This is a genomic window from Knoellia pratensis (assembly GCF_042666395.1).
In the GTDB taxonomy this organism is placed as follows: domain Bacteria; phylum Actinomycetota; class Actinomycetes; order Actinomycetales; family Dermatophilaceae; genus Knoellia; species Knoellia pratensis.
In genome coordinates, this window is the sequence record NZ_JBHTDJ010000001.1 from 1,080,331 (window position 1) to 1,098,545 (window position 18,215).

Annotated in this window: 17 protein-coding genes and 2 tRNA genes; 12 read left to right on the forward strand and 7 right to left on the reverse strand. The window is 70.2% G+C overall.

All coding sequences use genetic code 11. The features are described 5' to 3' along the window. Positions 1-78 precede the first annotated feature (78 nt). The 10 genes from ACFQRE_RS05150 to ACFQRE_RS05195 all read left to right on the forward strand — a co-directional run bounded on the left by ACFQRE_RS05150 (position 79) and on the right by ACFQRE_RS05195 (position 11,564). Positions 79-1,665 (forward strand): sugar ABC transporter ATP-binding protein, encoded by a 1,587-nt coding sequence (locus tag ACFQRE_RS05150; RefSeq protein WP_380119620.1) that lies wholly within the window; start codon positions 79-81, stop codon positions 1,663-1,665. Continuing rightward, positions 1,662-2,807, forward strand: coding sequence for an ABC transporter permease (locus tag ACFQRE_RS05155; protein ID WP_380119622.1), 1,146 nt, complete (start codon positions 1,662-1,664; stop codon positions 2,805-2,807). The genes ACFQRE_RS05150 and ACFQRE_RS05155 overlap by 4 nt, the downstream gene beginning before the upstream one ends. Beyond that, on the forward strand, positions 2,804-3,817 hold the full coding sequence (gene yjfF / locus ACFQRE_RS05160; protein ID WP_380119624.1) for a galactofuranose ABC transporter, permease protein YjfF: 1,014 nt from the start codon (positions 2,804-2,806) through the stop codon (positions 3,815-3,817). Before ACFQRE_RS05155 ends, yjfF begins: the two co-directional genes overlap by 4 nt. Next, on the forward strand, positions 3,814-4,833 hold the full coding sequence (locus ACFQRE_RS05165) for a LacI family DNA-binding transcriptional regulator (RefSeq protein WP_380119626.1): 1,020 nt from the start codon (positions 3,814-3,816) through the stop codon (positions 4,831-4,833). Before yjfF ends, ACFQRE_RS05165 begins: the two co-directional genes overlap by 4 nt. A 5-nt stretch (positions 4,834-4,838) precedes the next feature. Continuing rightward, positions 4,839-5,507: an L-ribulose-5-phosphate 4-epimerase gene (locus tag ACFQRE_RS05170; RefSeq protein ID WP_380120435.1), complete on the forward strand. Its 669-nt coding sequence runs from the start codon at positions 4,839-4,841 to the stop codon at positions 5,505-5,507. A gap of 34 nt (positions 5,508-5,541) precedes the next feature. Beyond that, positions 5,542-7,053: an L-arabinose isomerase gene (gene araA / locus ACFQRE_RS05175; RefSeq protein WP_380119628.1), complete on the forward strand. Its 1,512-nt coding sequence runs from the start codon at positions 5,542-5,544 to the stop codon at positions 7,051-7,053. Positions 7,054-7,075: 22 nt separating this feature from the next. After that, on the forward strand, positions 7,076-8,122 hold the full coding sequence (locus ACFQRE_RS05180; protein ID WP_380119630.1) for an aldose epimerase family protein: 1,047 nt from the start codon (positions 7,076-7,078) through the stop codon (positions 8,120-8,122). Further along, entirely contained in the window at positions 8,089-9,714 is a 1,626-nt protein-coding gene (locus ACFQRE_RS05185; protein ID WP_380119632.1) for a xylulokinase, read from the forward strand. The genes ACFQRE_RS05180 and ACFQRE_RS05185 overlap by 34 nt, the downstream gene beginning before the upstream one ends. Positions 9,715-9,829: 115 nt before the next feature. Next, entirely contained in the window at positions 9,830-10,753 is a 924-nt protein-coding gene (locus tag ACFQRE_RS05190) for an NADP-dependent oxidoreductase (RefSeq protein ID WP_380119634.1), read from the forward strand. A 55-nt stretch (positions 10,754-10,808) separates the two neighbouring features. After that, on the forward strand, positions 10,809-11,564 hold the full coding sequence (locus ACFQRE_RS05195; protein ID WP_380119636.1) for a lysophospholipid acyltransferase family protein: 756 nt from the start codon (positions 10,809-10,811) through the stop codon (positions 11,562-11,564). An 83-nt stretch (positions 11,565-11,647) separates the two neighbouring features. On the opposite strand, the gene ACFQRE_RS05200 is transcribed toward ACFQRE_RS05195, so the two are convergent. From ACFQRE_RS05200 to ACFQRE_RS05230, 7 genes are all read right to left on the reverse strand, one after another. After that, positions 11,648-11,724, reverse strand: a tRNA-Asp gene (locus tag ACFQRE_RS05200). Positions 11,725-11,775: 51 nt separating this feature from the next. Further along, a tRNA-Glu gene (locus ACFQRE_RS05205) sits at positions 11,776-11,848 on the reverse strand. A gap of 167 nt (positions 11,849-12,015) precedes the next feature. After that, complete coding sequence (locus ACFQRE_RS05210; protein ID WP_380119638.1) at positions 12,016-12,390, reverse strand: GntR family transcriptional regulator; 375 nt, start codon at positions 12,388-12,390, stop codon at positions 12,016-12,018. Further along, the gene (locus tag ACFQRE_RS05215) at positions 12,387-13,331 is read right to left on the reverse strand and encodes a hypothetical protein (protein WP_380119639.1); all 945 of its coding nucleotides are present in this window, start codon (positions 13,329-13,331) and stop codon (positions 12,387-12,389) included. The genes ACFQRE_RS05210 and ACFQRE_RS05215 overlap by 4 nt, the downstream gene beginning before the upstream one ends. 126 nt (positions 13,332-13,457) lie before the next feature. After that, positions 13,458-14,351 carry a hypothetical protein gene (locus tag ACFQRE_RS05220; protein ID WP_380119640.1) on the reverse strand — a complete coding sequence of 298 codons (894 nt, stop codon included), beginning with the start codon at positions 14,349-14,351 and terminating at the stop codon, positions 13,458-13,460. Next, positions 14,348-14,914 (reverse strand): RNA polymerase sigma factor, encoded by a 567-nt coding sequence (locus ACFQRE_RS05225; RefSeq protein WP_380119642.1) that lies wholly within the window; start codon positions 14,912-14,914, stop codon positions 14,348-14,350. Before ACFQRE_RS05225 ends, ACFQRE_RS05220 begins: the two co-directional genes overlap by 4 nt. 33 nt (positions 14,915-14,947) lie before the next feature. Continuing rightward, entirely contained in the window at positions 14,948-16,000 is a 1,053-nt protein-coding gene (locus tag ACFQRE_RS05230; protein WP_380119644.1) for a PHP domain-containing protein, read from the reverse strand. A gap of 126 nt (positions 16,001-16,126) precedes the next feature. Between ACFQRE_RS05230 and ACFQRE_RS05235 the strand changes: the two genes are divergently transcribed. Together ACFQRE_RS05235 and ACFQRE_RS05240 are read left to right on the forward strand one after the other, a co-directional pair. Then, the gene (locus ACFQRE_RS05235; RefSeq protein WP_380119646.1) at positions 16,127-16,828 is read left to right on the forward strand and encodes an isocitrate lyase/PEP mutase family protein; all 702 of its coding nucleotides are present in this window, start codon (positions 16,127-16,129) and stop codon (positions 16,826-16,828) included. 40 nt (positions 16,829-16,868) lie between these two features. Next, a complete protein-coding gene (locus ACFQRE_RS05240; protein WP_380119648.1) occupies positions 16,869-18,200 on the forward strand; it encodes a lactate 2-monooxygenase in 1,332 nt (443 codons plus the stop codon). Positions 18,201-18,215: the final 15 nt, after the last annotated feature.

Here is an 18,215-nt window from a genome sequence, read left to right on the forward strand (position 1 = left end):
TGATCGCGCGACGGAGGAGGCGTCACCACCACACTCTCGTTGACTCCTTCCGACCGACGATCTTCCACGGAGGCCCTGATGACAACCCCGACCCGCGAGGACCAGCCGGACGCTCTCGACCCGGTGATCTCGATGAGCGGAATCCGGATGCATTTCGGCCAGGTGAAGTCGCTCGACGACGTCGCCTTCCGCCTCGTGCCGGGCGAGGTCCACGCCCTCATGGGTGAGAACGGCGCCGGCAAGTCCACCCTCATCAAGGTCCTCACCGGCGTCTACAAGGCGACGTCCGGAACGGTTCACCTCGACGGCGCCCCCGTGTCCTTCACGGGGCCGGGCGACGCGCAGGAGCACGGTGTCAGCACCGTGTACCAGGAGGTCAACCTCTGCCCCAACCTCAGCGTCGCCGAGAACATCCTCCTGGGCCGGGAGCCCCGCCGGTTCGGGGCCATCGACGGCGGAGCCACCCGCCGCCGCGCCGCACAGCTGCTCACCGACATGGGCCTGGACATCGACCCGGGCTCGACCCTGGCCGAGCACCCCATCGCCATCCAGCAGCTGGTCGCGATCGCCCGGGCGGTGGCCGTCGACGCCAAGGTCCTCATCCTCGACGAACCGACCTCCAGCCTCGACCAGGACGAGGTCGCCGAGCTGTTCCGGATCATGCGGGTGCTGCGGGACAAGGGAGTCGCGATCCTCTTCGTCTCGCACTTCCTCGAGCAGGTCTACGAGATCTCCGACCGCATGACGGTGCTGCGCAACGGCAAGCTCGTCGGGGAGTACCGCACCTCCGAGCTCAGCCGCATCCAGCTGGTCTCGCTCATGGTCGGTCGCGAGCTCGGCGAGCTGGCCGAGGTCGAACGGATCGCCGAGCAGGCGGCCGGCAACGCCTCCGGTGTGCCGGTCATCCGCGCGACCGGGCTGGGCCGCAAGGGCTCGGTGGCCCCGTTCGACCTCCACGTCAACCGTGGCGAGGTCGTCGGGCTCGCGGGGCTCCTCGGGTCCGGTCGGACCGAGGTGGCCCGCCTGCTCTTCGGTGCCGACCGTGCCGACTCCGGTGAGATCGAGATGGATGGCCGGTCCCGCTCGATCCGGACCCCACGGGCAGCGATCGCCGCCGGCATCGCGTTCTGCTCCGAGGACCGCAAGGGCGAGGGCGTCATCGCCGACCTCAGCATCCGCGACAACATCGTGCTCGCGCTGCAGGCCTCCCGCGGCTGGGCCCGCCCACTGCCGCGGCGCACCAAGGACGAGATCGTCCAGAAGTGGATCACGGCGCTCGACATCCGCCCCACGAACCCGGACGCGCTCGTCGGCCGACTCTCTGGCGGAAACCAGCAGAAGGTCCTGCTCGCCCGCTGGCTCGTCACCGAGCCAGCCCTGCTCATCCTCGACGAACCCACCCGAGGCATCGACGTCGGTGCCAAGGCGCAGATCCAGAAGCTGGTCGCGCAGCTGGCGACCGAGGGCATGGCGGTGATCTACATCTCCGCAGAGCTCGAGGAGGTCGTCCGCCTCAGCAACCGCATCGTCGTCATGAAGGACCGTGCCAAGGTCGCCGAGCTCGACGACACGGCGACGGTGGACGAGATCATGCAGCTCATCGCCACGGTCGAGGACGCCTCCGGGACCGGGGTCCACGGCGACCGGACGGCGGTGGCCTCATGAGCACGGAACGACGGATGGACCGGCTGCGCGACAGCGGACTGCTCTGGCCCCTGCTCGCCCTGGTGGCCCTGCTCGCGGCGAACGCCGTCGTGCGGCCCTCCTTCCTGGCGCTGCGGATGCAGGACGGCCACCTCTACGGCAGCCTCATCGACATCCTCAAGAACGGCGCACCGACGCTGCTCATCGCCCTGGGCATGTGCCTCGTCATCGCCACTCGCGGGATCGACCTGTCGGTCGGCGCCGTCGTCGCCATCTCGGGCGCCGTCACCTGCACGTACATCGCCGCAGCGCCTGACCCCGGCAGCGCGCAGACCGCGCTCATCGGCATGGGGATCGCGCTCGTGCTCTGCGTCGTGCTCGGGGTCTGGAACGGCTTCCTCGTGGCGGTCCTCGGGATCCAGCCGATCATCGCGACCCTCGTGCTCATGACGGCGGGCCGCGGGATCGCCATGCTCATCACCGACGGCCAGATCATCACGGTCAACAGCCCGGCATACCGGACGGTCGGTGCCGGCTTCCTCTTCCTTCCGGTCTCCATCCTGATCGCCCTCGCCGTCCTGGTCGCCGTCGCGCTCGTCACGAGGCGGACCGCGCTGGGCCTGCTCATCGAGAGCGTCGGCGTGAACCCGGAGGCCAGCCGGCTCACCGGCATCCACGCCCGCACGATCCGCTGGACCGTCTACGTCTTTGCCGGTCTGTGCGCCGGCGTCGCCGGGCTGATGATCAGCTCCAACGTCAGCGCCGCGGACGCCAACAACGCCGGGCTGTGGATCGAGATGGACGCCATCCTGGCCGTCGTCATCGGTGGCACCTCGCTGGCGGGCGGCAGGTACAGCCTCGTGGGCACCTTGATCGGCGCCCTGACCATCCAGACACTGACCACCACCGTCTACAGCATGGGCATCGCCCCCGAGATCACCCTGGTGTTCAAGGCTGTCGTAGTCGTCACCGTCTGCCTCCTCCAGGCACCGAAGTTCCGGGCGCTCCTCTCCCGCGGAGGTCCCGGGACGAGAAGCCGCAGGCAGCCGGCCGCCCCGGCGTCACCAGAGGCAAGCGAGAACCGTGAGCCGGCCCGCCAGGCGACGCGTCGCGACCAGGTCGCGGTCTCCGCGTCCCCGAGCCAGGAAGCAGGTCGGTCATGACCGCCACAAGCACGTCCGTGGGCCGTCGCGGGGCCCTCGCCGCAGTCCTCGGCGGACGCTCCATCCCGGCACGCGTCCTGCCGACCCTCGCGACGTTCCTGCTCTTCCTCATCCTCTTCGGAGCGGGGTCGGCGCGGTTCGAGGGCTTCTCCTCGGGCCAGGTCGTCGCCAACCTCTTCATCGACAACGCGTTCCTCATCGTGCTGGCCGTGGGGATGACCTTTGTCATCCTCACCGGTGGCATCGACCTGTCGGTGGGCGCGGTCGTGGCCCTGTCGACGATGGTGACCGCGGCCCTGCTCCAGGCGGGCTGGTCGGCTCCGCTCGTGGTCCTGCTCGTCCTCGCGATGGGGTCGACCTTCGGGCTGCTCATGGGGCTGGTCATCCACCACTTCGAGATCCAGCCGTTCATCGTCACCCTCGCCGGCATGTTCCTCGCCCGGGGCCTGTGCTTCGTCGTCGGGGTCGAGTCGGTTCCGATCAAGGACTCCGGCTTCCGGGCCTTGGCGACTGCGGCGATCCCACTCCCGGGCGGAGTGACCATCACCTGGAGCGTCGTCATCGCGCTGGTCGTGGTCGTGGTGGCCGCCTGGGTGCTGCACAAGACTCGCTTCGGGCGGACGGCATACGCGATCGGTGGCAGTGAGTCGTCCGCGATGCTCATGGGACTGTCGGTCGCCAGGGTCAAAGTCGGCGTCTACGTCGTCAGCGGTCTGTGCTCGGCCATCGCCGGGCTGCTGTTCAGCCTCTACATGCTCTCGGGCTACGGCCTGCACGCCGTGGGGATGGAGCTGGACGCCATCGCCGCGGTCGTCATCGGCGGCACGCTGCTGGCCGGTGGGGTCGGCTACGTCGCGGGCAGCGTCCTCGGCGTCATGGTCCTCGGTGTCATCCAGACCCTGATCTCCTTCCAAGGCACACTCAGCTCATGGTGGACGAAGATCGCAATCGGCACCCTGCTCCTGATGTTCATCGTGATGCAGCGGATCATCGTGCGGAGGCAGCCGTGACCGACACGATGAAGGCCCCGGTCATGGCCGACGTCGCCCGTCTCGCGGGCGTGTCGCACCAGACCGTCTCACGGGTCATCAACGGCTCGCCGAAGCTGCGGCCGGAGACGCGCGACAAGGTGCTCGCCGCCATCGAGCGTCTCGGCTACCGCCCCAACACCGCTGCCCGCGCGCTCGTGCGGGGTCGCACCGGCATCATCGGCATCATCGGCACGGCGGCCGTGGAGTTCGGGCCGACGAGCATCCACCGCACCGTCGAGCAAGCGGCCCGCGAGGCCGGCTTCTTCGCCAGCTCGGTCAACCTCGCCGAGATGACCCGGGAGTCGCTGGACGGTGCCATCGAGCACCTCATGACCGTCGGGGTCGAGGGCATTGTCATGATCGCCGGCCACGACGCCGCCCTGGAAATCGTGCGGGCCCAGCGCTCCGGCATCCCCTTCGTCGTCGTCGAGGGCGACCTCAGCAAGGGGGCGCTGACCGTCGGAGTCGACCAGGTCGCCGGCGCCCGGATGGCCACCCAGCACCTCCTCGACCTCGGTCACCGCGAGATCGCCCACGTGAGCGGACCGCTCGACTGGACCGAGGCGCGAGCCCGGCTCGAGGGCTGGCGCGGTGCCCTGCTCGACGCGGGCGTGCGTCCAGCCGAACCGATCGTCGGGGACTGGAGCTCCCAGAGCGGGTATGCCGCAGGGCTGGCCGTCTGCGAGATGCCGGACGTGACGGCGGTCTTCGCCGCCAACGACCAGATGGCCATCGGCATCCTGCGGGCCCTGCACGAGTGCGGCCGAGCGGTGCCGGGTGACATCAGCGTCGTGGGGTTCGACGACGTCCCCGAGGCCGAGTACCTCATCCCTCCGCTCACCACCGTGCGCCAGGACTTCCCGGCCGTCGGACGTCGGGCGATCGAGGTCATCCAGGAGGCGATGCAGGACGGCGAGCTGACCCCGTCGCCCTTGCTCCACCCCGTCCTCGTGGTGCGCGACAGCACCGCTCGCCGCCCGGAGGTGGCACCGTGACCGTCCTGTCCGAGGTCCGCGACACACTCTCCCGCCTGCGGGCCGAGGTCGCCGAGCTGCACGCCGAGCTCACGAGGTACCAGCTCGTGGTCTGGACCGCCGGCAACGTCTCCGCCCGGGTGCCGGGTCACGACCTCATGGTCATCAAGCCGTCCGGGGTCGCCTACGAGGACCTCACCGCCGACTCGATGGTGGTCTGCGACCTGCACGGTGCCGTTGTCGAGGGTGACCACGCACCCTCCTCGGACACCGACGCGCAGGCCTACGTCTACCGACACATGCCGAACGTCGGAGGGGTCGTGCACACCCACTCGACCTACGCGACCGCCTGGGCCGCGCGCGGCGAGCCGATCCCCTGCGTGCTCACGATGATGGCCGACGAGTTCGGCGGCGAGGTGCCGGTCGGCCCGTTCGCCCTCATCGGGGACGACTCGATCGGCCGCGGCATCGTCGAGACGTTGCGGGACAGTCGTTCTCCGGCAGTCCTCATGAGCAACCACGGGGTGTTCACGATCGGCAAGAACGCTCGCACCGCCGTGAAGGCCGCGGTCATGTGCGAGGACGTCGCCCGCACCGTCCACATCTCGCGCCAGCTGGGGGAGCCCCTCCCCATCGAGCAGCACCACGTCGACGCACTGTTCGACCGCTACCAGAACGTCTACGGGCAGCGATGACCCGTCCGACCGCACGCCACCACGAGGAGATCCGATGACCCCCGACACGTCCGCGCAGCCCGAGCTCTGGTTCCTCACGGGGAGCCAGCACCTCTACGGCGAGGACACGCTGCGCCAGGTCGCCGAGCAGTCGCAGGCGATCGTCAAGGAGCTCGACGCCAGTGGTGCGATCCCGGCCCGCGTCGTGTGGAAGCCGATCCTCGCCGACTCCGGAGCCATCCACGCGCAGATCCTGGCCGCGAACGCCGCGCCGAACTGCGTGGGCGTCATCACCTGGATGCACACGTTCTCGCCGGCCAAGATGTGGATTGCGGGCATGGACGCCCTGCGCAAGCCGATGCTCCACCTGCACACGCAGGCCGGTGCCGAGCTGCCGTGGTCGACCATCGACATGGACTTCATGAACCTCAACCAGGCCGCCCACGGCGACCGGGAGTTCGGCTACATCGGGGCGCGCCTGGGCGTGGCCCGCAAGATCATCGCCGGTCACGTGGGCAACCCCGTCGTGGTCGAGCGGGTGGCGACGTGGGCCCGTGCGGCCCGGGGGGCGCACGAGCTGAGGACGCTCAAGCTTGCCCGCTTCGGCGACAACATGCGCGACGTCGCGGTCACCGAGGGCGACAAGGTCGAGGCCCAGCTCCGCTTCGGCGTCTCCATCAACACCTACGGCGTCAACGAGCTCGTCGAGGTCGTCGACCAGGTCTCCGACGCAGCCGTCGGCGACCTCGTGGACCAGTACCTCGAGGCCTACGACGTCGCGACCGAGCTGCGTCCAGGCGGTGAGCGCCACGAGTCGCTGCGCTACGGAGCGCGCATCGAGGCCGGCCTTCGCACCTTCCTCACCGACGGCGGGTTCCGCGCCTTCACCACCAACTTCCAGGACCTCGGTGGGCTGCGCCAGCTGCCGGGCCTGGCCGTGCAGCGGCTGATGGCCGACGGCTACGGCTTCGGCGGCGAGGGCGACTGGAAGACCTCGGTCGTGCTCCGCGCCGCCAAGGTCATGGCCGAGGGTGTCGAGGGCGGCACCAGCTTCATGGAGGACTACACGTACCACCTGGTCCCGGGGGAGGAGAAGATCCTCGGCGCGCACATGCTCGAGGTCTGTCCGACCATCGCCAGCGCCAGGCCGTCGCTCGAGATCCACCCCCTGGGGATCGGGGACCGCGAGGACCCCGTGCGCCTGCGGTTCACCGGGGCGCCCGGGCCTGCGGTCATCGTCGGGATCAGCGACATGGGCGGCCGCTTCCGCCTGACCCTCAACGAGGTCGAGGTCGTCGACCCCGACCACGACCTGCCGAAGCTCCCGGTCGCCTGTGCGGTCTGGGAGCCGCAGCCGAGCCTGTCGACGTCGGCCGAGTGCTGGCTGCTCTCGGGCGGCCCGCACCACACCGTGCTCTCGTCGGCCCTCACGACCCAGGAGTTCCGGGACCTTGCCGAGATCATCGGCACCGAGCTCGTCGTCATCGACGCCGGCGCGACCCCCGACTCGGTGCGCCGAGAACTCCGGTGGAACGCGGCATACCATCGCCTCGCGGCCCGGCTCTAGACCAACGGAGGAACTGCTCCCCATGCCTGCGAACTTCGGCACCCTGCCCTCGGGTGAGGCCGTCACCGCACACACCCTGAGCAACGACCACGGACTCCAGCTCGTGGTGCTCGACCTCGGGGCCACCCTGCAGAGTCTCTGCGTCACGGACGCGCGGGGCGAGCTCGTCGAGCTCACCCTCGGCTTCGACGACGTGGAGGGCTACGTGCAGGCGGGCAACCCCTACCTCGGGGCCACGGTCGGGCGCTACGCGAACCGGATCGCCGACGCCTCGTTCGTCCTCGACGGCACCCGCCACGACCTCAGCGCGAACGAAGGACCAACCTGCCTGCACGGCGGCGCAGACGGGTTCCATGCCCGGCTCTGGTCGGTCATCGACGCAACGCCGGCCAGCATCACCCTGCGGCTCGTGAGCCCCGACGGCGACCAGGGCTTCCCCGGCGAGCTGACGGTGACGGCGACCTATGCACTCGAGGGCGACTCGGTCGTGCTCACGTACGAGGCCACGACGGACGCGCCGACCGTCGTCAGCCTCACCAACCACGCCTACTTCGACCTCGGTGGGCCCGGCGGTGGGGGAGTCGACGCGCACCGCCTCACCGTCCGGTCGGATGCCTACCTCCCGGTGGACTCGCGCTCCGTCCCCGAGGGCGCGGTCGAGTCCGTGACCGGCACGCCGCTGGACCTCACGACGTCTGTCCCGCTGCGCGACCGGGTCAGGGCCGGGCACCCGCAGGTGGCGGTCGTCAGCGGGATCGACCACACCTACGTCCTGCCCGGCAGTGGCGACAGGACGGTCGCCCTGCTGGAGCACCCCGACAGCGGCAGGTCCCTCGAGGTCGCCACCGACCAGCCCTCGCTTCAGGTCTACACCGGCAACCGGCTCGACGGCGCGCTGCTCGGTCGTGGTGGCACGCTCCTGCGCCAGGGCGACGGGATCTGCCTCGAGACCCAGCAGCTCCCCGACGCACCCAACCAGCCCCAGTTCCCGTCGACCGTGCTGCGACCGGGGGAGACGTACCGGGCGCACACACGGTGGACCCTCTCGACCCGGCCCGGCCCGGCGTGACCGCGGACCTCGCCGCCGAGATCCTCGGGGGCCGGACGACCTTGGGCATCGAGCTGGGCTCGACGAGGATCAAGGCCGTGCTCATCGGCTCGGACCACCGCCCCCTGGCCGTGGGGACGGCCGAGTGGGAGAACCAGTTCGTCGACCGTGTGTGGACCTACTCCGTGGACGCGGTGTGGGCGGGGCTGCAGCAGTGCTACGCCGCTCTGGCCGCCGACGTGAGACGAACGTATGCCGTCCAGCTGGCGTCCGTGGGCGGGCTGGGGATCTCGGCGATGATGCACGGCTACCTGGCCCTCGACGCCGACGGCGAGCTGCTCACGCCCTTCCGGACGTGGCGCAACACCAACACCGGTCGCGCCGCCGACGCGCTCAGCGCCGCGTTCGGCGCCAACATCCCGCACCGCTGGAGTGTCGCCCACCTCTACCAGGCCGTACTCGACGACGAGCCCCACGTGCCCCGGATCGCGCACCTCACCACGTTGGCCGGCTACGTCCACTGGCGGCTCAGCGGTCAGCGGTGCCTCGGGGTCGGCGATGCCAGCGGCATGTTCCCCATCGACTCCACCACGGGTGGCTATGACGCGGCGATGCTCGACGAGTTCGACCGGCTCACCGCCGACAGCGCGCTCGCGGCGAAGCTCGCGGACCTCCTGCCGCCCGTGCTGGTGGCGGGTCGGGAGGCCGGCGCCCTCACCGCGGACGGTGCACTCCTGCTGGACCCCACCGGAGGGCTCGCTCCCGGTGCCGTCATGTGTCCGCCCGAGGGTGACGCCGGCACGGGGATGGTGGCGACGAACTCGGTGGCTCCGCGCACCGGCAACGTCAGCGCCGGGACGAGCATCTTCGCCATGGCCGTGCTCGAGGGCCCGCTCGGCCGTCCGCACCGCGAGGTCGACCTGGTGACCACCCCGGCCGGCGACCCGGTCGCGATGGTGCACTGCAACAACGGCGCCAGCGAGCTCAACGCCTGGGCGGGCCTGTTCGCCCAGTTCGCCCGCGCCGCAGGCACGCCCGTCGAGCCCGGCGCGGTCTTCGAGGTGCTCCTCGGTTCGGCCCGCGACGCGTCCCCCGACGGTGGCGGCCTCATGGCCTTCAACTACCTGTCCGGTGAGCCGATCACTGACCTCGAGGAGGGGCGGCCCCTGTTCTTCCGCACGCCGGGGAGCGCCCTGGACCTCGGGACGTTCGTGCGCACGCAGCTGTATGCCGTGCTCGCCACGCTCCGGCTGGGCATGGACGTGCTGCAGCGGGAGGAGGGCGTGGAGCTGGAGCGCCTGTTCGCGCACGGCGGGCTCTTCAAGACCGCCGGTGTCGCGCAGGCGTTCCTCGCCGGCGCCCTCGACACCCCCGTCGCCGTGGGTGACGTGGCCGCCGAGGGCGGAGCCTGGGGGATCGCGGTCCTCGCCGCCTTCAGCCAGCAGGGGGGACACCCGGCTGGGCTCGCGGCCTTCCTCGACACCGAGGTCTTCGCCGACGCCGTGCTGTGCACGGTGGACCCGCAGCCCGAGGACGTCGCCGGCTTCGACTCGTTCATGAAGCGCTACGTGCAGGCGCTTCCGGTGGTGAGAGCAGCCGTCAGTCACAGCTGACCCGGGTCCTGCCGGCCCCACCCCTCCACCACTCCACCGCGGCGCCTGACATCCGTCACGCGCTCCGGGACGCCGACGTGGAATGCGCCGCCGTCACCCGTGCGTTGGCCCGGGCATGCGAGCAATCACCTACAGCCAGTACGGCACCCCTGACACCCTCACCCTCACCGACGTCCCCGATCCCAAGGTCGGGCCGGGCGAGGTCCTCATCCGGGTGCGCAGCGCCTCGGTCAACCCGGTGGACTGGAAGGTCCTCGCGGGCTACCTCGACGGCCTCATGCAGGTCGACTTCCCGGCGATCCCCGGTTGGGACGTCTCTGGTGTCGTCGAGGCCATCGGCCCGGACACCCCGGAGTACGCCGTGGGTGACGAGGTCATCGCCTACGCCCGCAAGGACTGGGTCCAGCAGGGCACCTTCGCCGAACTCGTCTCGGCCCCTGTCCGCATGGTCGCGCGCAAGCCGGCCGCCCTGGATTGGAACGAAGCCGCAGGCCTTCCGCTGGCCGGCCTCACGGCATACCAGCTCCTCACGCGCCTGCGCACCACGGAAGGCGACACGGTCCTCGTCCACGCCGCGGCCGGCGGCGTCGGCATCCTCGGCGTGCAGATCGCGAAGGCCCTCGGCGCCCGCGTCATCGGCACCGCGTCCGAGGGCAACCACGAGTTCCTGCGTGAGTTGGGCGTCGAGCCGGTCACCTATGGCGACGGACTGGCCGAGCGGGTCCGCGAGCTCTCGCCCGAGGGCGTCGACGTCGTCGCAGACTTCGTGGGTGGCGTCCTCGAGACCACGCAGGCTGTCCTCGCCGAGGGTGGTCGTCACGCGTCCATCGCTGACAGCACGGTGGCCGAGGCCGGCGGCATCGCGCTGTGGGCGCGCCCCGACGCGGACGACCTGCAGGCGCTCGCGGACCTCGCTGACGCCGGCAAGCTCACCGTGCCCGTGGCGCAGGCGTTTGCGCTCGAGGACGTGGCGAAGGCGTTCGAGCTGAGCCAGAGCGGGCACGTGCGCGGCAAGATCGCGATCGAGGTCAGCCGCTGACGGTTCGTCGCAAAACGGCTCAGGAGCGTCGCAGTCCCGGGTACCCTCGGCGCCCATGAACTGGAGACAGCCGGGTCGACGGGACGCCCTGCTCTACGGGGTCGCCGCGGCAGTTGCGGGCGGTCTCGTGGCGAGTGTCGCGCGCCTCGAGGGCGCGCGACAGGTGGGGCGTCGGTCCGTCGCCCAGCAGCTGCCGGGCGGGCCGCTCATCGTCATCGCCAACCACACCAGCTATGCCGACGGGATCCTGCTCGCCATCGCCTGCCGCGACCTCGGCCGGTCGTTGCGGCTCCTCGCCACGGCCGGCGTCTTCCGGGCGCCACTGCTCGGGCCGGTGGTGCGCCGGCTCGGGTTCATCCCGGTGCACCGCGGGTCGGACGCCGCGGCGCGTTCCCTCGACGCCGCCGCAGAGGCACTGGCGGCGGGTGAGGCCGTCGGGCTGTTCCCCGAGGGACGGATCACGCGCGACCCCGGCCACTGGCCAGAGCGCTCGAAGACGGGGGCCGTGCGGCTGGCTCTGCGCACGGGTGCGCCGGTCGTTCCCGTGGCCCTGCAGGGCGCCCAGGACGTCGTCGGCCGCAGCCGCAACCTGCGTCGCACGCTACGCAACCTCGCCCTGCCGCCGGAGGTCAGCGTGCTCGTGGGGGAGACGATCGACGTGGTGGCGCTCGCCGGGGCTGACCCCGATGAGGCGACTGTCCGTCGCGTGGCCGACGAGGTGATGGGCCGCCTCATCGACCTCATCGAGGAGCTGCGGGGCCTCGATGCCGCGCACGAGTATGGCGTCCCGCGCGACCCGGCCGACGGCTAGGTCACGTCCGTCCGCTCCGCGCGACGTCATCCGGAGGCACCGACGACGAGAGGCCCACACCTGGTGGTGTGGGCCTCTCGTGCTGGCGACCCCGACGGGACTCGAACCCGCGACCTCCGCCGTGACAGGGCGGCGCGCTAACCAACTGCGCTACGGGGCCTTGCGTGGTGCAAGACCTTCACTGCTGAACTGCATTTCCAACTGCCATGCGTATCCCCAACGGGATTCGAACCCGTGCTGCCGCCGTGAAAGGGCGGAGTCCTGGGCCGCTAGACGATGGGGACCCGTCGAGACGACAGACCCCACGTCGCGCAGCGCGCAGCGCTCGAGATCCGTCGTGGACTCGGAAAGCATAAGGGACGTTCGCGCTGCATCCAAAACGAGGTCCGCAGGGCTGCTGAACGACCATCCGGTATGCCGGCCCACGCAGACCGTGGGACCCGCGCTCACCTCACGCGCGCGCCTCCCGGAGCGCTGCCCGGACGAGGTCGATGGCTGCGGAGTCGGTCAGTCCGGCCCGCGCCACGCTGATCGCGTAGGCCGCTGCGCTGCGGTGGAGGGCAGTGTCCGTGGCGTGGCCGCCGGGGGCGACGGTGGTGCCGGCTCGGCGGCCGGTTGTCACGAGCCCCTCGCCCTCGAGCTCCTTGTAGGCGCGAGCGACGGTGTTCACGGCGATCCCGAGGTCGGCGGCGAGGGCGCGAACGGTCGGGAGGCGGTCACCTTCAGCGAGGGCGCCTCGTGCGATGAGACCGGCGAGCTGCGCGCGGACCTGTTCGAACGGCGGCTCGTGCGCCGACACGTCCACGGTGATGACGAGGTCGTTCATGCGGCGGCGCCACGGGAGGGCGTCACGGCTGCGGGCGAGACGGGCGTCTGGTCTGCCGTGGGCATCGGCGGGCCGGGTGTCAGGAACACCTTGATTGCGAGGATCGCGACCGCCGCGCCCAGCACATAGGCGAAGACACCCAGGGGTTGAACGAGTCTCCATCCAACGGTGTCGAAGGCCTGTGGGGCGTCCATCTGGGCGCTTTCGAGGACTTTTGCCCACGACAGGACCACGCTCATCAGCAAGCCTGCGGTGGTGATCAGCATTGCGAACGCGCTGCCGCGCAGGATTCTCACCCGTGAGGCTTCGCGCGCGGCTTCATCCTCAAGTTCGAGTCCGACACCCAGCGCTGGACGAGCGTCGACGACGCGCAGTCCGAGCAGGGTCAGGCCGCAGACGAGAGCCAGTGCGCCGAGCACCGCCCAGGTGTAGTGGCTTCCCGGGTAGGGACCAGCCGTGGCCTTGCCTGAGTCCCAGGTGAGTTGCGCGCCAACGCCGCCCGGCTCATCGGTGAGCGCAGCAAAGATCAGCAGCATCACACTGGCCACGCCACCCACAATCGCCATGCGCGACATGGCGATGGACCCGGAGCCTGCCCGCCTGGTCCGCAGAGCCGCGGAGCGTACTTGGCCGCTGGGTCGTGGCCAGGTGCGTTCCGCAACGGTGGCGACGGCGATCATGGCCGCGCCGGTCAGCGCGGGACCGGTGGCGACGACGAAGGCAAAATACCCACTACCTGTGAGTGCCAAGGTGAGTGCGATCGCTCCGATCGCCGCCACCCCCGTGGCGGCGGACGCCGCAATGGCTCGTCGACGTGCGGTGGCCGCTGCGGCGCTGAGCCCGGAAGCACGAAGGCCCCGAAACAGCGGCCCAAGGGTTCCGAACAGCACAACGGCGATGGCGATCAGCACAAGGAAATCGAGCCAACGGCTTGCAAACATGACGCTCCCTCTATGTATCAATGACTTAATCCATTGAGACATAACTTCTCGAGCGTTGTCAAGGGTGTGCTGCAGGATGCGCGCCCTGCCGCGCACCCTGCAGCACCGGAACGACCCAGCCAGCGGTCAGCTCGTCGGAGGCGTCTCCGTGTGGATCTCGCCGCCGGGGCCTCCGGGCTCGGTCGGTGCGACATCTCGCGCGACCGTCCCGTCGGCGAAGGTCACGTCGTAGGTGATCGCCGGCGCCGGCCCGCCCTTACCGGACCGACCCGCGGAGTCCGCGAAGGCCTTGCCCGGCCACCACGCGGCATACGTGCCGTCCTTGATCGTGGCGACGACATCGTGACCGTCGGCGTGAAGGGTGAGTCCGACGACGTCGGGTCCGACCTCGCCCTCGGTGATGGACGCGCCGTCGTCGCCGCCGAACTGCGAGATGCCGCCCTGGGTGAACTGTCGGCCCGTCGGTGCGGGGAACCCGCCGCCGCCGGTCGCGCCGGTCTCGACATCAGCCACGTCCTCTGCGCCGAGGGGCAACTCGGCGAGGCAGTAGACCGAAGCGACGAGGCGATCCGGCGTCCGCTTCGAGAGCAGCATCGTCACGAAGTCGCCGCGCCGTTCGGCGAGCTGGACGGCGAGGTCCTTCGTCGCCATGAAGCCGTCGCCGATGGACGGACCCTGCTGGTCGAGGCAGGCCTCGCGCACGAGCGTGGACTCGGCTGCCGTGACGGTGTCGGGACGGGCGGTCCACGACGCGTAGGACGGTGCGGCGTTGAGCGTCGGCAACACGACTGCACCCGTGACTGCTGCGGCGGCGACAGCTCCGAGGGCAGCCCAGCGGCGAGCCGTTCGGCGAGGTGCAACGGGGAGCAGTGGCGTGACCAAGGCGGAAGTCGCGGCCGGTGCACCGAGAATGCTGTCGAGGGTGGTCGCCCGGCGAGCGGGGTCGCCAGAGACGTCGGATGCAGCGTCGAGAGAACGTAGTTCGACATCGGTGGTCGGATCCAGGACGTGGGTGTTCATGAGTTCTCCTTGAGGAGCGCGGGTGCAGGCAGCGCCCGCACCGGGGTGTCAGTGGGGTCGAGGTGGCGACGCAGCGTGCGTCGCGCTCGGGAAAGCCGCAGCCGGTATGCCGCGGCGGTCGTGCCGAGAACGCGCGCCGCCGCCGGGGAGGGCAGGTCCTCCCAGATGGCGAGGGCGAGCACCTCCTGCTCGGCATCGGTGAGCCTTTGCCAGGCGGTGGCGAGGTCGACGCGGCGGGCGATGTGGTCGGTGTCGAGGTGCGTGTGGTGGGCGTCGCTCGGTCCGGCATCCGCGATGCGCACAGCGAGGGCTCCCTGCCGCCCTGTTGCGCGAGCCGAATTGAGCAGGCAGTTGCGAGCCACGGCATACAGCCACGGCAGTGCTTCGCCAACGCGGGTCGGGACATCGTCGAGTCGGCGCCACGCCACCAGAAACGCCTCTGCCACAACGTCTTCGGCGCTGGCGGGGCTGCTTCGTCGGGCCACGAACCGCAACACGTGGTCGTAGTGGTCGGCGTAGAGGGCACGGAACCGCTGCTCTCTCGCCGCTGCTGGGGTGCTCATGTCCCGTCTATGTCCGGATGGTCAGGGGTTGTGTCAGGCGGGATTGGCCCAGGCGTGAAGCGTGTCGGCATCCCACGTCGTGATGATCCGATCCCACGGCACGCCGAGCTGTTCGGCCCGCTCGCACCCGTAGGCCTTCATGTCGAGCTGTCCAGGTGCGTGCGCATCGGAGTCGATCGAGAACAGGCAGCCGATCTCCAGGGCCAGCTCGATGAGTTCGTCGGGCGGGTCGCGTCGCTCGGGGCGGCTGTTGATCTCGACCGCGGTGTTGCCCTCGAGGCAGGCTTCGAAGACGGCGTGAGCGTCGAAGTCGGACTGCGGTCGAGTCCCGCGAGATCCCTCGACGAGCCGCCCGGTGCAGTGGCCGAGCACGTTGACGCGCGGGTTGAGGACGGCGTTGACCATGCGCTTGGTCATCGGGTCGGCGTTCATCCTGAGCTTGCTGTGCACCGACGCCGTGACGAAGTCGAGCTGGCCGAGCATCGCGTCGGTCTGGTCGAGGCGGCCGTCGTCGAGGATGTCGACCTCGATCCCCTTGAACAGCCGGAATGCCTGTCCCACACCGCGATTGATCGCGTCGACGATGGCAATTTGCTTCGTCAGCCGCTCGGCCGTGAGTCCGTTGGCGACGCGCAGCTGTGGGGAGTGGTCAGTGAGAACCATCCACTCGTGGCCGAGCTCGATCCCGGTGAGCACCATCTCGTCGATCGGTGAACCACCGTCCGACCAGTCGGAGTGGAGGTGGCAATCTCCGCGCAACGCGGCATACAGGTCCGCGCCACCGCTGACGAGCGGACCGCCGCTCTTGTCCTGCAACGACGCAAGGTATGCCGGCAGCTCACCTTGCGCTGCCTCCTCGACGACCGCTGACGTGGACTTCCCGATGCCGGGGATCTCCTGGAGCGTGCCGGCCTCGACGTGCTGGTCGAGCTCGTCGTCGCTGATCTCCTTGAGCGCCTTGACGGCATTGCGGAAGGCCTCGACCCGATAGGTGCCGGCCCGGGTCCGTTCGAGGAGGAAGGCGATCCGGCGCAACGCCTCGGTGGGTTCGACCGGGGCCTCGAGTGGGGTGAGCAGCGCAACCATGACCCCATCTTTGCGACTTTGTGCCCCATACTGACAGGCAGGGTCGGCCGTAGGCCGCCGCCGCGTGTCCGTATGGGGCACGAAGTCGAGGGGGTGGATGTCAGTGGGGGCGGGCAGGATGCAGGCATGTCCTTCGCAGAGCTCCACGAGAGCGGCCTCTTTGTCATGCCCAACGCCTTCGACGCCGGCTCGGCCAAGCGGCTCGAGGAGGCAGGCTTCCCCGCGCTCGCGACGACGAGCCACGGCCACGCCGCCACGCTCGGCAAGTCCGACCTGGAAGTGACGCGCGACGAACTCGTCGCGCACGTCGCCCTCCTCACGAGCGTCATCACGGTGCCGCTCAACATCGACTCGGCCGACTGCTTCCCGCGCGAAGCGGGTGGAGTTGCCCGGACCGTGGAGCTCCTCGCGAAGGCGGGGGCGAGTGGGCTGTCGATCGAGGACTACGACCCGGTGACGTCGGCGATCGTCCCCTTCGACGAAGCCGTCGAGCGAGTGGCGACCGTCGTCGAGGCCGCCCACCAGCACGGGATCGTCGTGACCGCCCGCTGCGAGAGCGTCCTCTACGGCTTGGGGGCGGACCACCTGGCCCGCCTCTCGGCCTACCGCGACGCGGGGGCCGACGTCCTCTTCGCGCCACTCGTCAACGACGAGGAGGGCATCGCGGCGATCGTCGCGCTCGGCCGCCCGGTCAACGTCCTCGCTGCCGGCGACCACCCCCCCGTCGAGCGGTTGGGCGAGCTCGGCGTGCGACGCGTCTCAACCGGTGGTGCTTTGGCCGGTGTCGCCTATGACGCAGCGGTCGCAGCCGCCAAGGCCCTCGCCTGACGGGCCTCGGGACCGGTCGGCGGCGCGCTAGTTTGGCGAGGTGACTGAGCAGACCCCTTCAGAGCCGGCCATCGGACCAGGGCGCACCCGGCAGAGTGCGATCTATCGCCGCGGGACCCTCGGCCAGCCGCCCCGCGTGCCGACCGACCCTGGCGAGCTCGAGGGCCGGGCCCGCAGGGAGATGAGCGCCCAGGCGTGGGCCTACGTTTCCGGTGGTGCGGGTGCCGGTGCGACCGTTCGGGCCAACCGTGCCGCCTTCGACCGCTGGCAGATCGTGCCTCGGATGCTCCACGGCAACACGACCCGCGACCTGCGCACCGAGATCCTCGGCACGCCCCTCGCCGCACCGGTGATGCTGGCTCCTGTCGGGGCCGCGGAACTGGTCGCCCCTGACTCGGACCTCGACATCGCCCGCGGTGCTTCGGCTGCAGGAACGCCCTACATCTTCTCGACCCAGGGCTGCTCGCCCATGGAGGAGACGGCGAAGGCGATGGGGGACGTCCCCTGGTGGTTCCAGCTCTACTGGTCGGTCGACGAGGGCCTGGTCGACTCACTCATCGGACGCGCTGAGGCCGCAGGCGCCAAAGCCCTCGTCGTCACCCTTGACACGACGATGCTCGGCTGGCGCACCCTAGACCTTGACCTCGGGTCGCTGCCGTTCACCCAGGGCATCGGCATCGCGCAGTACACCTCCGACCCGCGCTTCATGGAGATCGTGCGGGAGCGCGTCGCTGCCGCCGGCGACGAACCCTCACCGCTTGCCGGGACCAAGGGAGCGGAGAAGCTCATCGCTGCCGCCAGCGGAGCGCGGACCTTGCTCAACCAGTCGCGTCGCCACCCCGGCGGCACTCGCGACAACCTGCGCTCAGCGGAGCCGCGGGCCGCCGTGGAGACGTTCCTCGACATCTACTCGAACCCGGGGCTGTCGTGGGCGCACATCGAGACCCTGCGTGAGCGGACGCGACTTCCAGTGTTGCTCAAGGGAATCCTGCATCCCGACGACGCCCAACGTGCGGTGGACCTGGGCATCGACGGGATCATCGTGTCGAACCATGGGGGCCGTCAGGTGGACCGGTCGATCGCCTCGCTCGATGCCCTTGTCTCGATCCGCGATCGACTCGGCCGGGACCCCGTCGTCCTCCTCGACAGCGGCATCCGCACCGGTGCCGACGTCTTCGTCGCCTTGGCCCTCGGCGCGGACGCGGCACTCATCGGTCGTCCGCACATCTACGGGCTGGCACTCGACGGCGCCAAGGGGGTGCGTGATGTCATCGACAACGTCATCGCCGAACTCGACCTGACGATGGGCCTCACCGGAGCCGTCTCCATCGCCGACATCACCCGGGAAGGGTTCCTGACGGGTCCCTCGTGACCCGCACGGCTGTGC

Excerpts from the sequence above, each read along its gene's own strand:
- ACFQRE_RS05215 (WP_380119639.1), bottom strand. The coding sequence starts at position 13,331 with ATGTTTGCAAGCCGTTGGCTCGATTTCCTTGTGCTGATCGCCATCGCC.
- ACFQRE_RS05230 (WP_380119644.1), bottom strand. The coding sequence starts at position 16,000 with ATGGTTGCGCTGCTCACCCCACTCGAGGCCCCGGTCGAACCCACCGAG.
- ACFQRE_RS05225 (WP_380119642.1), bottom strand. The coding sequence starts at position 14,914 with ATGAGCACCCCAGCAGCGGCGAGAGAGCAGCGGTTCCGTGCCCTCTAC.
- ACFQRE_RS05220 (WP_380119640.1), bottom strand. The coding sequence starts at position 14,351 with ATGAACACCCACGTCCTGGATCCGACCACCGATGTCGAACTACGTTCT.
- ACFQRE_RS05190 (WP_380119634.1), top strand. The coding sequence starts at position 9,830 with ATGCGAGCAATCACCTACAGCCAGTACGGCACCCCTGACACCCTCACC.
- yjfF (WP_380119624.1), top strand. The coding sequence starts at position 2,804 with ATGACCGCCACAAGCACGTCCGTGGGCCGTCGCGGGGCCCTCGCCGCA.
- ACFQRE_RS05195 (WP_380119636.1), top strand. The coding sequence starts at position 10,809 with ATGAACTGGAGACAGCCGGGTCGACGGGACGCCCTGCTCTACGGGGTC.
- ACFQRE_RS05155 (WP_380119622.1), top strand. The coding sequence starts at position 1,662 with ATGAGCACGGAACGACGGATGGACCGGCTGCGCGACAGCGGACTGCTC.
- araA (WP_380119628.1), top strand. The coding sequence starts at position 5,542 with ATGACCCCCGACACGTCCGCGCAGCCCGAGCTCTGGTTCCTCACGGGG.
- ACFQRE_RS05210 (WP_380119638.1), bottom strand. The coding sequence starts at position 12,390 with ATGAACGACCTCGTCATCACCGTGGACGTGTCGGCGCACGAGCCGCCG.
- ACFQRE_RS05235 (WP_380119646.1), top strand. The coding sequence starts at position 16,127 with ATGTCCTTCGCAGAGCTCCACGAGAGCGGCCTCTTTGTCATGCCCAAC.
- ACFQRE_RS05180 (WP_380119630.1), top strand. The coding sequence starts at position 7,076 with ATGCCTGCGAACTTCGGCACCCTGCCCTCGGGTGAGGCCGTCACCGCA.
- ACFQRE_RS05150 (WP_380119620.1), top strand. The coding sequence starts at position 79 with ATGACAACCCCGACCCGCGAGGACCAGCCGGACGCTCTCGACCCGGTG.